At 69.8% G+C, this 14,218-nt stretch carries 13 protein-coding genes; 5 read left to right on the top strand and 8 right to left on the bottom strand.

Annotated features, from left to right (window positions below; all coding sequences use genetic code 11):
* Positions 1-18: 18 nt before the first annotated feature.
* Positions 19-885, bottom strand: coding sequence for an alpha/beta fold hydrolase (locus tag ACXYX3_RS06080; protein WP_458610672.1), 867 nt, complete (start codon positions 883-885; stop codon positions 19-21).
* Positions 886-972: 87 nt separating this feature from the next.
* Between ACXYX3_RS06080 and ACXYX3_RS06075 the strand changes: the two genes are divergently transcribed.
* Together ACXYX3_RS06075 and idi are read left to right on the top strand one after the other, a co-directional pair.
* Complete coding sequence (locus ACXYX3_RS06075; protein WP_458610670.1) at positions 973-1,458, top strand: CGNR zinc finger domain-containing protein; 486 nt, start codon at positions 973-975, stop codon at positions 1,456-1,458.
* 122 nt (positions 1,459-1,580) lie between these two features.
* Entirely contained in the window at positions 1,581-2,126 is a 546-nt protein-coding gene (idi, locus tag ACXYX3_RS06070) for an isopentenyl-diphosphate Delta-isomerase (protein WP_458610668.1), read from the top strand.
* Here the strand turns inward: idi and ACXYX3_RS06065 are convergent.
* Genes ACXYX3_RS06065 through ACXYX3_RS06045 form a run of 5 tightly spaced genes read right to left on the bottom strand, consistent with a single transcriptional unit; the run spans position 2,123 to position 8,204 of the window.
* Positions 2,123-3,133 (bottom strand): DUF5914 domain-containing protein, encoded by a 1,011-nt coding sequence (locus ACXYX3_RS06065; protein ID WP_458610666.1) that lies wholly within the window; start codon positions 3,131-3,133, stop codon positions 2,123-2,125. The genes idi and ACXYX3_RS06065 overlap by 4 nt on opposite strands.
* Positions 3,130-4,656 (bottom strand): FAD-dependent oxidoreductase, encoded by a 1,527-nt coding sequence (locus tag ACXYX3_RS06060; protein WP_458610664.1) that lies wholly within the window; start codon positions 4,654-4,656, stop codon positions 3,130-3,132. The genes ACXYX3_RS06065 and ACXYX3_RS06060 overlap by 4 nt, the downstream gene beginning before the upstream one ends.
* Before the next feature lie 10 nt (positions 4,657-4,666).
* The gene (locus tag ACXYX3_RS06055; protein WP_458610662.1) at positions 4,667-5,614 is read right to left on the bottom strand and encodes a phytoene/squalene synthase family protein; all 948 of its coding nucleotides are present in this window, start codon (positions 5,612-5,614) and stop codon (positions 4,667-4,669) included.
* Positions 5,614-7,119 (bottom strand): phytoene desaturase family protein, encoded by a 1,506-nt coding sequence (gene crtI / locus ACXYX3_RS06050; RefSeq protein ID WP_458610660.1) that lies wholly within the window; start codon positions 7,117-7,119, stop codon positions 5,614-5,616. The genes ACXYX3_RS06055 and crtI overlap by 1 nt, the downstream gene beginning before the upstream one ends.
* Positions 7,119-8,204 (bottom strand): polyprenyl synthetase family protein, encoded by a 1,086-nt coding sequence (locus ACXYX3_RS06045; protein WP_458611991.1) that lies wholly within the window; start codon positions 8,202-8,204, stop codon positions 7,119-7,121. The genes crtI and ACXYX3_RS06045 overlap by 1 nt, the downstream gene beginning before the upstream one ends.
* Before the next feature lie 244 nt (positions 8,205-8,448).
* Here ACXYX3_RS06045 and ACXYX3_RS06040 point away from each other — a divergent pair, with 244 nt between their 5' ends.
* Complete coding sequence (locus ACXYX3_RS06040) at positions 8,449-9,054, top strand: TetR/AcrR family transcriptional regulator (protein WP_458610658.1); 606 nt, start codon at positions 8,449-8,451, stop codon at positions 9,052-9,054.
* Here the strand turns inward: ACXYX3_RS06040 and ACXYX3_RS06035 are convergent.
* Entirely contained in the window at positions 8,995-10,011 is a 1,017-nt protein-coding gene (locus ACXYX3_RS06035; protein WP_458611990.1) for an NAD-dependent epimerase/dehydratase family protein, read from the bottom strand. The two genes, ACXYX3_RS06040 and ACXYX3_RS06035, sit on opposite strands and share 60 nt — an antisense overlap.
* Positions 10,012-10,172: 161 nt before the next feature.
* Between ACXYX3_RS06035 and ACXYX3_RS06030 the strand changes: the two genes are divergently transcribed.
* Entirely contained in the window at positions 10,173-11,684 is a 1,512-nt protein-coding gene (locus ACXYX3_RS06030; RefSeq protein ID WP_458610656.1) for an APC family permease, read from the top strand.
* Positions 11,685-11,693: 9 nt separating this feature from the next.
* On the top strand, positions 11,694-12,554 hold the full coding sequence (locus tag ACXYX3_RS06025) for a universal stress protein (protein WP_458610654.1): 861 nt from the start codon (positions 11,694-11,696) through the stop codon (positions 12,552-12,554).
* A 74-nt stretch (positions 12,555-12,628) separates the two neighbouring features.
* Here ACXYX3_RS06025 and ACXYX3_RS06020 read toward each other — a convergent pair whose 3' ends face one another.
* Positions 12,629-14,122 (bottom strand): gamma-aminobutyraldehyde dehydrogenase, encoded by a 1,494-nt coding sequence (locus ACXYX3_RS06020; protein WP_458610652.1) that lies wholly within the window; start codon positions 14,120-14,122, stop codon positions 12,629-12,631.
* Positions 14,123-14,218 lie beyond the last annotated feature (96 nt).

Genomic DNA, 14,218 nt, shown 5'->3' with positions numbered 1-14,218 from the left:
CCCACCCAGACGGTGAATTCACCGCCAGCGGCGGGCCAAGAAATCGCGGATCAACGCGGTGACGGCAGCGAGGTCGCTCTCCAGCAGGAAGTGGCCGCCGTCGCGTAAGTGGATCTCGGCGTCGACGGCGTCGGCGGCGAACGCGCGGGCGCCGTCGGGCCCGAAGAACGGGTCCTTGTCTCCCCAGACCGCCAGCACCGGCACCGCACTGGTGCGCAGATAGTCGTGTAGCGCGGGATAGAGCCGCGGGTTGCTCGCGTAGTCCTTGAACAGCGCCAGTTGAATCGCGTCGTTGCCGGGACGGGACAGCAGCGCGGCGTCGTGGTGCCAGGTGTCGGGACTGACGACGCTCGGGTCCGGCACTCCGGTGACGTACTGGCTCCGCGTCGCCTCGAACGACAGGAACTCTCGCAGCGCGGCCGCCGTCGCGGGTGTCTGCTCACGCTGGTAGTCCCAGACCGCCTTCCAGCCCTCGGGGACGAAGCCTGCGTCGTAGCCGTTGCCGTTCTGCGTGATGATCGCGGCGATCGCCTGCGGATCGCGCAGTGCCAGCCGCCAGCCCACCGGGGCGCCGTAGTCCTGCACGTAGATGGCGTAGTCGGTCACCTGCAGCTGGTCGAGCAGGCCGGCGACCAGATCGGTCAGGGCGTCGAAGGTGTAGTCGACCTCGTCGACCGGCGGCGCGTCGGAGTAGCCGAAGCCGAGGTAGTCCGGCGCGATCACGTGGTAGCGGTCGGCCAGTTCGGGCATCAGGTTGCGGAACATGAACGAGCTGGTGGGAAAGCCGTGCAGGAGCACGATCACCGGCGCGCCCGGAGTGCCTGCCTCACGGTAGAAGATCTGGCGACCGGCGACGGTGGCGTACCGATGGTGGACCACGTTCACGATGTAACTCCTAAAATTGTTTTTAACGGTTAGCACCCAGTGAACCGGTCGCGGTGTAACCTGTCAATAGCATTTAGGAGGTTAGTCATGGAGTTGCCGGTAGCCGATCCCGCCGACGAGACACTGCTGCTCGATCTGCTCAACACCACCCCGATCGTCGACGGCGTGCCCACCGACCTCCTGACGTCGGGCTGGCTCGCCGAGCGCCAGATCGACGAGCGCGAGCGCGCGGACCTCATCGCCGCTCGACAGGTGCTGCAGGCGGTGGTCCGGGGCGATCAGTCCGGGTCGGCGGTGCAGCCGTTTCTCGACCGCGTGGCGCTGCGACCTGTCGTCACCGACGACGGCATCGACTGGCAACTCGAGGCCGTCGATGCCGCTGCCCGGGCCGTCATGGCGTGGGACACGCTACGGATCAGCAGTCCAGGGCGTCTGCGGCCGTGCGCCAACACCGAATGCCAGCTGTTCCTGCTCGATCGCAGCAAGCCCAACACCGCGCGATGGTGCTCGATGGCGATCTGCGGCAACCGGATGAAGGCCCGGCGGCACTACCGGCGGAGCCGAGCGGACTGACCGCGCGCGCTCGCTGCCGTTGAGCGCGCGCAAAATGCCAGCTGTGGCGGCGCGTCGGTGTACAGACGCGCGCGCTCGCCGGACGGACCCATCCGGTGCGGGGGTGGTGACGAATGCCGGTCATGGCGCCTTCGCACACTGTTGAACTGGTCGTCCTGGTCGACGACGCCGGCCGGCCCCTCGGCTCCGCACCGAAGGCCCAGGTGCACCACGAAGCCACACCGCTGCACCTGGCGTTCTCCTGCTACCTCTTCGACCACTCCGGCAACGTCCTGCTGACGCGGCGGGCCCTGCACAAACGCACCTTCGCCGGCATCTGGACCAATTCCTGCTGCGGCCACCCCGCCCCCGACGAGTCGATGACCGACGCCGTACACCGCCGCGTGCGCGAAGAACTGGGCGTCGGCATCGCCGAGCTGACGTGCGTGCTCCCCGACTTCCGCTACTACGCCGTGGCAGCCGACGGCGTCGCCGAGAACGAGCTGTGCCCGGTCTACTGCGGACGCGTCGACGGGCCCGTGCGCGCCGACCCGGAGGAAGTCATGGACTACCGGTGGGTGCCCTGGGAACACGCCCGCACCGCCGCCGGCCTGGGCTGGGCGATCAGCCCGTGGGCCGCCGAGCAGATCCCGCTGCTCGACAACGCCGGCGTCCCGTCGGGTCGTTAGTTCCTGGTCTCGAACAGTCGCTCGGCGTAGGCCAGATCGTCGCGCCACAGCCGGGCCGCCGCGCGCCGCATCAGCGGCCGCAACAGTGGACCGGCCACCAGCCCCTTGCCGAAGTGGGGTCGATCCGAATGCGCGATGACGGCCTCCACCACCGCGGTCCTCGGTCGCCCGTCACGGCCCGGGCCCAGCGGTGTCGCGTGGGTTTCGACGACGCTGCCCTGCCCTTCGCCCTCGATGATCCGCATCGTGACCGTGCGCGGGCCGGGTGTGGTGAACTCGGCGATCACCGGGACCCCGAAGCGGCCGATGCGGAACGTGACGTCGACGACGAACCGGTCCAGCGCGTCGGGCAGATCGTCCTCGGCCGGCGGGGCGCTGAGCACCTTGAGCTGGGTGAACGAATACGGGTGGAACCAGGCGCCGTGCCAGGGATCGAGCCGGTTGGCCACGACGTCGGCCGGCTCGCAGATCCCCTCGAGCCGGGTCACGGCGGCCAGCGCCGGCGCGCCGGGGCGCGGCATCGGCGGCGGGGTGTCCGACAACGGCGACGTCGCCGGGTCGACCGCGTCGTCGAATCGCACCCAGCACAGCACGCCGTCGTCGTGGGAGGCGTACGGCTTCCACGTGCCATGCCTGCGCTCCCCGAGCCGCAGGCCGTGCCACGGGCACACCAGCGTGCCGCACTCCACCGGAGCGGTGGCCAGATCGGCGCCCAGATGCGGGCAGGCGCGCGGCGCGACCAGCAGCCCGCCGTCGGCCCCACGCCACGCCACGATCTCGCGGCCCGCGACCCTCGTCCCCAGCGCCGCGGTGGTCAGCGTCGAGCTCTCGGCGAACGCGAACCAGTTGCCGCCCGCCTTGCGCTGGGCACGACGCAGCGCGGCGGTGATCAGCGTGGGGCTGGCCTCGGCGTAGGTCGGGGTCTGGCCCGCCCAGTCGAGCGCCGGGAGCAGCTCGAACGGCGAGGCCGCGGCCACCCGTGCGCGCCAGCCCGTCGCGTCGCTCATCGGGGTGCTCCTGCGGTCGCCAGGCGCCTCAGCAGCCCTGAGCGCCCCTGGTTGGGCACCGTGTGCAGCGCGTGTCCGGCCACTCCGAATCCGCCCAGCAACTCGTTGGCAGCCGTCCAACCCGTCGTCGCGGCGCGCTCCATCAGGGCGACCGGCAGATCGATGCGAATCCCGTCGCCCGCCAGCATGATTCGCGGATCAGGGGTGCGCACGGTGGGCCGGTCGGCGAAGTCGCCCGGAGCGAAGCGTGGGCAGTCGTCGCGGTGCAGCAGCCGCTCGTCGACAATCGAGGCAGTCACCGTCTCAGGGTAGAGCCCGTGCATCCGCTCGATCAGCGCGGTGCGCACGGTGTTCAGCGGTTCATGCACCGAGTAGGCGTGCAGCTCCACGACCGACCCCCCGGTGCGTGCCGACCAGCGCGCCGCTTCCCGCTCGTAACGTTCCACCACGCTGATGTTGTCGAGCGGTTCGCGCCCGCCGGTCCCGACGAACGCGGCGCGATCCGGGCGCACCGGCTGATCGAGCCACAACCGCAGCACCACGAACGGCGGCGCCGTGCCCATCGCCGCCACCCGATCCCGCCAGGGCGCATCACCGAGCTCGGGCGACGCCGCGACGATGCGCCGCAGACCCGCGACGTCGGTGGCGAGAACCGCACCGTCGGCGTCGAAAACGTCACCGCCGGTCGTGTGGACCGTCACCCCGTCCCCGTCCCCGTCCGTCACCGCGTCGACGGTCTTCCCGGTGTGGAACACCACGCCGCGTCCGCTCAGGTAGGTACGTAACGGATTCCACAGAGCCACATCGAAATTGGCGTTCGCGACATCGAAGATGAGGCCCTCGCTCGAGCCCAGGAAGTAGATGTGGAACATCGTCACCAGCTCACCGGCTGACAACGCCTCGGGACGTGCGAAGAAGCTGCGGGCGAACACCTCGAACGCCAGGTGACGCGCCGCGTCGGGAAAGTTGATGTCTCGCAGGAACGTCTGCGCGTCCTGATCGTCGAGCAGTCGGTAGGTGTCGGGTACCGACACCGCGGCCAGCGGCGCGGCGGCCTTCGCGTCGATGCGCACCAGGTCTCGCACCCGAAAAGTGGGGCTACGCAACGCGAATGCCAACGCATTCAGCGGCGGCGTCTGCGGCAGCCCGCGGAACGTGTCCTGCCGGCCGGCGCCGTCGATCAGCGGGTAGTCGGCCACCGGCGTCAGCGCCGACAGGCCCGGATCGGCCCGGCTGAGCAGCGCCCGGAGGTTGTAGTACTGCCGGAAGAAGGCGTGAAAGCCGCGATTCATCCCGGTCTGCGAGCCGTCGGCCAGCGTCTCGTCCCAGCCGCCCACCCGGCCGCCGAGGTAGTCCCGACTCTCGACGACGTCGACGGCGACCCCGCGTTCAGCCAGGCCCGTGGCCGCGGCGAGGCCGGCGATTCCGCCACCCACCACGACCACGCGGGGTGGGGCGCCGTCCCCCGTGATCGCTGGACGTCCGGGGCGGGCGGGCCAGGTCTGTCGGCGACGGTCAGTCACGAGCCACCGATCACACGCTCCCGTGCCGGGCGCGGGCCACCCATGACTTGCCCAGCCCGGCCAGCGCGACGACCGCGCGACGCGGCTTGCCGACGGTCGCGCGCCGACCGAAGATGTCGAAGTCCGAGGCCTCGATGCGGTCGAGGATCTCCGAGTACAGCGTCGCCGCGGCCGCCACGCACGGCCGTGACGCCGGCGCGAGCTTGCCGATGCCGGGTTCGGCGTCGTCATAGATCTTGCGGGTGATGGCGTGCTGTTCGGCCAACGCGGCACGCAGCCGAGGTTCGGTGCGCCGATTGGCCTGGCACCACCGCAGCAGATCGCGGTCCACGCCATGGACGGCGAGCTCGTCGGCGGGTAGGTACACCCGCCCGCGGTGCAGGTCTTCGTCGACGTCGCGCAGGAAATTCGTGAGCTGGAACGCCTTGCCCAACGCCGCGGCGTACGGGGCGGCCTCCTGCCGCGGCACGACAGTGCCCAGGATCGGCAGCATCTGCAGCCCGATCACCTCGGCCGACCCGTACATGTACTTCTCGAGGGCGGTGCGGTCCGGATAGTCGGTGACCGTGAGATCCATCCGCATCGAGGCGAGGAAGTCGTCGAACAAGTCCCACCCGATGTCGTACTTACGGGCAGTGTGCACCACCGCCGCCAGCACCGGGTCGTCCCCGCACGGCTGGTTCTCGACCAGGGCGTTGAACAACCGCGTGGACAGCTGCTGGAGCTGCTCGGCGCGTTCGTCGACGGTGCGCGGGTCGTCGAGATCGTCGAGGATGTCGTCGGCGAAGCGCGCGAAGCCGTACAGCGCGTGCACGGCGGGTCGCTGCCGCGGGGCCAACAGCCGGGTGGCGAGGAAGAACGTCTTGCCGTAGCGGGCGTTCAGGCTGCGACACTGCCGGTAGGCGTCACGCAGTGACGGATCGCGGACGCCCGCCGCGTCGAGCTCGGTGTGGATCATCAGCGGCTGACCTCCGAGGTGGGCTGGCTGTTGTGCACCCCGGTGATGCGGTCCGCGGCGAGCCGACCGGACAGGATCGCGGTCGGCACGCCGACCCCGGGGACGGTGGAGGAACCCGCCAGCACGACGTTGTCGACGCCGCGGACGGTGTTGGCCGGCCGGAACGGCCCGGTCTGAGAGAACGTGTGCGCCAACGCGAACGGGCTACCGGCGGCCATGCCCTGCCTGCCCCAGTCCGCCGGGGTCACGACGTGCAGCACCTCGGCGTCGTCGGCGACACCCGGGGCGCGCTTGCGGACGGTGTCGATCATGTCCTCGACGTAACCCGGTCCCACGGCGTCCCAATCCACCACGCCGACATCGGTGTTCGGCGCGGGCGCGAGGACGTACAGAAGGTCCCGTCCCGCGGGAGCCAGCGACGGATCGCCGGCCGTCGGCCGGGTCACCAGCAGCGACGGATCCCGCATGGTGCGGCCCTCGTCGATGATGTCGTCGAACGTCTGGTGCCAGGCGTCGCCGAACAAGATCGTGTGATGGCCGGCGGCCTCCCCGACCGCCTCGCAACCGACGTGCGCCACGACCGCCGACGGCGCGGCACGCAGCTTCACCGGCCGACGGGGCGTGCGACGCACCAGACGGTAGGTGTCGGGCAGCTCCGTGGTGAGCACCACGGCGTCGGCCGGCACCCGGACACCCTCGGCCGTGCGCACCGCGGTCACCCGCGACCCGCTGAACTCGAGCTCGGAAACCGTTGCGTTGTAGATGAACTCGACACCCGCGTCAGAGGCGGCGGCCGCCATCGCGTCGGGCAGCGCCCGGACCCCGCCCTGCGGGAAGTACACCCCGGCCACCGTGTCCATGTAGGCGATCACCGCATACGCGGCCAGAGCGCTCTGCGGTGGCACACCCGCATAGAGGGCCTGAAAGGTGAACACTCGCAGCAAGCGCTCGTCGGTGATGTGGCGGCGCACCATGCGCTCCCACCCGCGGAAACCGCCCAGTGCGGCGAGTCGGGCGAGCTGCGGGGTCAGCAGCGACAGCGGTGAGTCGAAGTTGGCGCCGATGAAGCCGTCGAACTCGGCGCGGTAGAGCCGGGTCAGCCATTCCCGCAGACGCAGATACCCGTCGGCCTGCTCGCGGCCGGCGAAGCGCTCCACCTCCGCGGCCATGGCGGCGGCGTCGGTGTGGACGTGCACCGCGCTGCCGTCGGCGAACCGCGCCTCGTACGCCGGGTCGACCCGCTCCATCGGCAGCCGCGCGGCCAGCGTGTCGCCGACCGCGGCGAACGCGTCGTCGATGATGTCCGGCATCGTCAGCACCGTTGGACCCGTGTCGATCTTGTAGCCGCGGATGTCTTCGCGGCCGACCCGCCCGCCCGGGTGGGCGCCGCGCTCGACGACGGTGACCTGGCGGCCGCGGCCGGCCAGCTGCAGTGCCGCCGAGAGTCCCGACAGTCCGGCTCCGACGATGACGACGCGGTCCGTGCGTCCGGTGACGGTACGCATCACGCCGCCCGCTGGGTGCAGGCGACGGCCATGTCGGCCAGCGCGGCGCGGGCGAAGTCGGGCAGTGCGACGGAGTCGAGGTGATCCAGGGCCAGGCTGTGCCGGTCGGCGATCAGCTCCTCGAGCCATGTCACGGCACCGCTGGCGACGATCAGGTTGCGCCAGTGCTCGGCGGCCTCGGCGTCGATGTGCGGGCGGTTCATCAGCTCGAACAGCTGATCCCGTAGCGGCCCATCGGCCAGCTGGTGGGCGGCGATGACGACGCTGGTGGCCTTGCGCTCCTCCAGGTCGGTACCGACCGACTTCCCGGTCAGCGACGGGGTGCCGAAGACCCCGAGGAGATCGTCGCGCAGCTGGAACGCCTCACCGATCGCGGCGCCGTAGGACGAGAGCGCATCGACCACGTCGTCGCTGCACCCGGCCATCACCGCCCCGATCTCCAGCGGCCGGCGCACGGTGTAGTTGCCTGACTTGCGACGCAGCACGTCGAGAACCTCCTCGAGGGTGGGCAGAGCGTGTGAGCTGTTCACCAGGTCGGCGAACTGACCGATCGCCAACTCGGTACGCATGTCGTCGTAGTGCGGCCACACCCGGTCCAGCGCCTGCCTGCCGATGCCGCTGCGGCGCAGCATCTGCTCGGCCCACACGAGGCACAGATCGCCGAGCAGAATCGCCGCGGACTCACCGAACCGGTCGGACGACCCCGCGAGACCGCGCTCGCGATGCCACCGGCCGAACGAGACGTGGGCGGCCGGCTGGGCGCGGCGCAGCGGTGAGCAGTCCATGACGTCGTCTTGGATCAGCGCGAACGCGTGCAGTAACTCCAGGCTCGCCGACGCGCGCACGGCCGCGTCGCTCTCGCCGGCCCCACACAGCCAGCCGACATACATGAACGTCGACCGCACGTACTTGCCGCCGTCGAGGAAATCGGCGAGGAGATCACCGGCGATGTCGACGTTGGCTGCGGCGAGTCGACCGACGCACTCGGAGCGGACGAAGTCAGCCAGATGTTCACGCACCTCGGCGCGCAGGTCATCGCGCCAAGCACCCAGCGGGTCCGTGGTAGCGGGCCGCGCCCCCGACATGACCAGGCGCGTGCGCACCCACTCGCTGTCCCTCAAACCCACACTCCTCTGGTGATGCGTCCTCGCCGGACCGCCGCGGCACCTTCCATTCGTTACGACCTTCGGGCCGGATTGGTCGGACCCCGGAAATTCCTCGTGCGTGGTTGTACCCACTGAGAAGCCAAGCACGTATGTCTGCGAATAGCACCTGCGGGATCGCAAGCACGACTACACCGTGGCGTCAGGTGCCTGTTTGAATCGTCGGATGATCCGCGATGACCCCCCAGCAGCGGCGGGCGGGCGACCGCGGGACGCCACGATCGACGAGCGTGTGCTGGCCGCCACGCGCGAACTGCTGCTCGAGGTGGGCTGGGACGACTTCAGCGTGCGCATGGTGGCCGCCCGCGCGGGCGTGGGCCGCGCCAGCCTGAGCCGGCGCTGGACATCCAAGGCCGAACTGGTGTTGGACGCGATCCTCGGGCAGACCCCGGACCTGACGCCGTTCGCCGGCACGGATCTGGCGGGCTGGATCGAATGGGTGGTGCGGGGCAGCTACGAGTTGTTCAACCGGCGCGACGTCAGCGAAGCAGTTCCCGGACTGCTGCTGGCGCTGCGGGAGAACGACGCCGTGCGCAGCGCGCTCTGGGCGAACTTCACTACGCCCGCGGTCGCACTGTTCGCCGAACACCTGGCCGCCGACACCCCTGCCGCCCGGCGGCGCGCCGAGCGCGACGCCCGTGCGGTGCTGGTGATGGCAGCGGGCGCGGCGCTGGTGACGACGACCATCGCGGTCGAAGACGACACCGACGCGCTACGGCGCCGGATCGCCGAGCTGCTGTCCGCGAGCATCCGTGCGGCTCCCCCGCACTGAGGCGATGATCGCCTCGCGTGCCGGCCGCCAACTCATGTCGAGGTCGTGCAGCGTCGCGCTGTCATCGGTGGGTGTGGCGGCGAGCAGCAGGGTGGCCGCTTCGTAGCTCAGTCCGTCGGGCAGAGCCACGTGCCGTGCCAGCAGATCGGCGGCGCGGGCCGCGGCGATCAGTGCTGCGGCGGGCAACCGGACTCGCCGGATATCCCGACCGAGCCCGGCTGACAGCGCGTCGACCATGTCGTCGAAGCTCAGCAGTTCTCCCCCACAGACGTAGCGGTGTGGCCCTCGACCGGGACGCATCGCGCGCACGTGCACATCGGCGACGTCGCGCACGTCGATCATCTGCATGCCGCCGCGCACTCTCAGGGCCACGGCCCAACGCAGGATCGGTGCCCAGCCGCGTTCGGTCACCCCGGGAGCGGTACCGAACGCCGGACCGACGACGCTGGACGGATAGGTGACGACGACGGGGGCGCCGGCTGCCTGCAGGTTGCGCGCGACCCGATCGGCGTACGCATTCGTCTTCGCATAAGCGCTACGCCCCTCGGTGGTGGGTGTTCTCGGTGAGATCACCCCGTCGCGGGACGGCCAGAGCGCGCTGTAGCTGCTCACGGTCAGCACGGGATCGAGGCCACGCTCGACCGCGCGGTGCAGGATCGCCTCCGTCGCGTAGGCGTTGACGTCCCACATCAGCCGCATCCGCCGCTCGTCGGTGCCGACCACACCGGCCGCGTGCACGAGCGCGTCCGCGCCGGCGACGAACGCGGAGATGTCTGCGTCGCAACAGATGTCGCCGACGTGGACTGTCACCGGTCCCGTTGCGCGAAGGCGCTCGAGCACCGGCGCATGCGCCTCGGCCGAGGGCACCAGCAGGCGCACGCGATGACCGGCCGCGAGCAACGCGCGCGCCGTGTGGGCCCCCACGTATCCGGTTGCTCCGGTGACCGCGATGTCCAGTGATCCGCCTCCTCGTTGCGTCGCGGCCACATTACGATGCCAATGGCATCGATACAAGCGGCCACCGCGCATCGACCTCGAATTCACCGTCGGCCGACAGGCACCCACAGCTTTTTCGCACTGTCCTGCCAGATCGTTGACAGGTCCGTATATTTCCGCGCATGGCGATCACGGAGGAACCGTCGACACCCGCGGTCGGCGGGAAGGGTCTGCAGGCGGGCGCCCTCGGCCTGGTGGGCAATGTCGTGATCGGCCTGGCCGCGGTCGCGCCGGCGTACAGCCTGGCGGCCACCCTCGGCTACGTCGTTCTCGAGGTGCAGGAGAAGGCGCCCTCGATGTTCGTGCTGGCGTTCATTCCGATGCTGCTGGTCGCCTTCGCCTACAAGGAACTGTCCCAGGACACCCCGGACTGCGGAACCACATTCACCTGGGGCACCAAGGCATTCGGGCCGTGGATCGGCTGGATCGGCGGATGGGGACTGGCGGTGTCGGCGATCATCGTGCTGGCCAACGTCGCCGAGATCGCCGCCATCTACCTGTACAACTTCCTCGGTCTGGATTCGCTGGCCGACGATCCTGTTACGACGGTCTCGCTGGGCTGTTTCTTCATCATCGCGATGACGCTGATCTCGGCGCGCGGCATCGTGGTCAGCGAACGGGTGCAGAACATCCTGATCGCCATCCAGTTCGGCGTGCTGATCGTCGTCAGCGTGCTCGCGTTGTTCCGGGTGTTCACGGGAAGCGCCGGGGCGCAAGCGATCACACCGCAGTGGTCCTGGTTGTGGCCGAGCGGACTGGACACCTCGTCGATCGCGGCCGCGGTGATCCTGTGCATCTTCATCTACTGGGGGTGGGACGCCTGCCTGGCCGTCGGCGAGGAGACGAAGAATCCCGGCAAGACACCGGGCATCGCCGCGGTGATCACCACGCTCATCCTGGTGTGCACCTACGTCTTGGTGGCCTATGCGTTGCAGTCCTTCGCCGGCTTCGGTGACGTCGGGATCGGGCTGAACAATTCCAACAACACCGACGACGTACTCACCGTGCTCGGCGAACCGGTGGCCGGCACCATCGCCGCATCGGCCCTGCTGCTGACGGTCTCGGTGTCGGCGCTGTCGTCGACGCAGACCACGATCCTGCCGACCGCGCGCGGCACCTTGTCGATGGCGGTGTACGAAGCGATTCCGAAGCGTTTCGCCGCCGTGCATCCGCGCTACATGACCCCGGCGTTCGGCACCATCGTGATGGGTCTGTCCGCACTGTTCTTCTACCTGCTCCTGAAGGTGTTGTCGGAGAACGCGCTCGCCGATTCGGTGGCGTCGCTGGGATTGGCCGTGGCCTTCTACTACGGGGTCACCGCATTCGCCTGCGTGTGGTACTTCCGGCGCACGTTGTTCACCTCGGTGCGAAACCTGTTCTTCCGCGGCATCTTTCCGCTTCTCGGCGGGATCGCGATGGCGGTCGCGTTCGTCATCAGCGCCAAGGACATGATGTCTCCCGACTACGGCTACACCGCATTCGGCCCGATCGGCGGCGTGTTCGTGCTCGGCATCGGCATGCTGGTGCTCGGCATCCCGCTGATGCTGGCCTGTTTCGCCTTCGGCACCAAGCGGTTCTTCCGCGGCCAGACGCTCAACGCCGGCACCGAAGTCAAGGTCCCCGACGTCTACTAAGGAATCGCCATGCACCTGACCGTGGGTTACCTCGCCACACCGACCGGCGACGACGGCGTCGCCTTGGCCAGCGCACTCGCCACGACGTTCGGCGCCACCGTCGACGTCGTCCTCGTCGTGCGTGAGGAACTCCCCGACGGCCATCCCGGGCGGCAGGAGTACCAGCGGATGCTGCTCGCACGCGGCCAGGAGTGGGTGGCGCGGGCAGTGGCCGCGCTGGCCCGCGACGGTGTCGAGGCGACCCCGTCGGTGGTCGTCGGAGAGTCGTTCGCGCAGACGCTGATCGACGCCGCGGTGGAGAAGTCCTCTGACCTGATCGTGGTCGGCGGGGCCCGAGACGGGTTTTTCGGCCGGCACACCATCGGCCCCGTCACCGGCGCGCTGTTGCACTCCTCGCCGCTGCCGGTGGCGCTGGCACCGCGCGGGTACGCCGAGGATCCCGACGAGACGTTCGCCGCGGTGACCGCGGCGGTGCCCACCCGGCCCGGCGATGACAACCCGCTGCCGTTCGCGATCACACTGGCAAGCGCCGCCGGACTGCGGATTCGCATGCTGTCGCTGGTGTCGGCGGAGAACCTCGCCGAGGCGGGCAGCGCACGGGAGGTTCGGCAGCTGCAAGTCGCCGCGGCCGAGGAGAACCAGGCCGTCGCCGCACGGGCGCTACCCGACGCACCAGAGATCGAGTCGCTGGTGGCCGACGGGATGACGCTGGAGTCGGCGCTCAAGAAGCTCAAGTGGGACGATGGCGACCTGCTGGTGGTCGGCTCGTCCCGCTTCGCCGCGCCGCGCCGCATCTTCCTCGGGTCGACGGCAGCCCGCATCCTCGCCGGCGTCGACGTGCCGGTGATCGTGGTGCCTCGCGAGGAGTAGGACCTCTTTCGCGAAAGTGCACTCACGGTTGCGATCCGGGCGAGATCACGACAGTGAGAGCACTCTCGCGACAGCTAGCGCTTGGCGAAGATGGTGCGGTGCCACTCCTTGTCGACCACACCGGTGATGTCGCTCATCACGTGCTTGATCGACAGGTACTCCTCGAGTGAGTACTGGCTCATGTCCTTGCCGAATCCCGAGGCGCCGAATCCGCCGTGCGGCATCTCCGAGATGATCGGGATGTGGTCGTTGATCCACACGCAGCCCGCGTGGATCTCCCGTGATGCGCGCTGTGCGCGGTAGACGTCACGCGTCCACGCCGAGGCAGCCAGCCCGTATGCGGTGTCGTTGGCCTGCCGGATCGCGTCGTCGTCGTCGGTGAACGACCGCACCGTCAGCACCGGCCCGAAGATCTCGTCTCGGTACACCTCCGACTGCTCGGACACATCGGCGATCAGCGTCGGCCGGTAGAACGATCCCGGGCCGTCCGGGGCGACGCCGCCGGTCACGATGCGCCCGCCCTCACCCGGCGCGCGCGCCACCATGTCGGCCACCTTGGCCCGGTGGGCGAGCGTGATCAACGGTCCGAGGTCGGTGTCGGGGTCCTGCGGGTCGCCGACGACGATCTTGCCCATCACCTCGGCGACGCCGGCGACGAAGTCGTCGTAGACCTCGCGCGCGACGATCGCCCGTGTCGCCGCGGTGCAGTCCTGTCCGGAGTTGATCAGCGCGCCCGCGACGGCGCCCTGGATCGCGGCGTCGAGATCCGCGTCGTCGAACACGACGAACGGCGCCTTGCCGCCGAGTTCGAGCTGGGTGCGATGCCCGTGCACTGCCGCTGCGGCCATCACCTTGCGCCCGACCGCCGTCGACCCGGTGAACGTCACCATGTCCACCCCGGCATGCCCTGCCAGCGCAGTGCCCACATCCGCGCCGGCGCCGGTCACCACGTTGAGCACCCCGGGCGGCAGGCCGGCTTCGCCCGCCAGCCGGGCCAGGGTCAGCGTGGTCAGCGGGGTGATCTCCGCGGGCTTGATCACCACGGAGCAGCCGGCGGCCAATGCGGGCAACACCTTCCAGACGGCCATCTGCAGCGGGTAGTTCCAGGGCGTGATCGTCGCGACGACCCCGACGGCTTCGCGGCGGATCGACGACGTGTGGTCACCGGAGTACTCCCCGGACGCCTTGCCCTCGAGATGGCGCGCAGCGCCGGCGAAGAAGTCGATGTTGTCGACGCTGCCCGGTACGTCGAACTCGCGCGCCAGCCGCACCGGCTTACCGGTCTGGCTGACCTCCTCGGCGACCAGCGTCTCGGCCTCCGCGTCGGCCAGCTTGGCCAGGGCGGCCAGCACCGCCGACCGCTCGGCCGGGGTGGCGCCCGCCCAGCCGGGCAACGCCGCGCGGGCGGAGGCGACGGCCCGGTCGACGTCGCCGGGAGCCGCCAGCGCCATCCGGGCGACGGGCGCACCGGTCGCCGGGTCGATCACGGTGTGCGAGGCGCCACCGGTGCGTACCGGTTCGCCGTCGATCCAGCTGCCGGCGACATCAGTCTCAGAAACCACGGTCATGCGCCAAAACTACCGTGCCGGCACCCGAGAAATCTACGCATTACGGCACCGTCAACGACACCTAACGAGTGATTTCATGGTGATGGTTGCTTGAGA

The sequence above is a fragment of the Mycobacterium sp. Panama NTM2 genome (genome assembly GCF_054355555.1).
This window is presented reverse-complemented; position numbering and strand designations above follow the sequence as displayed.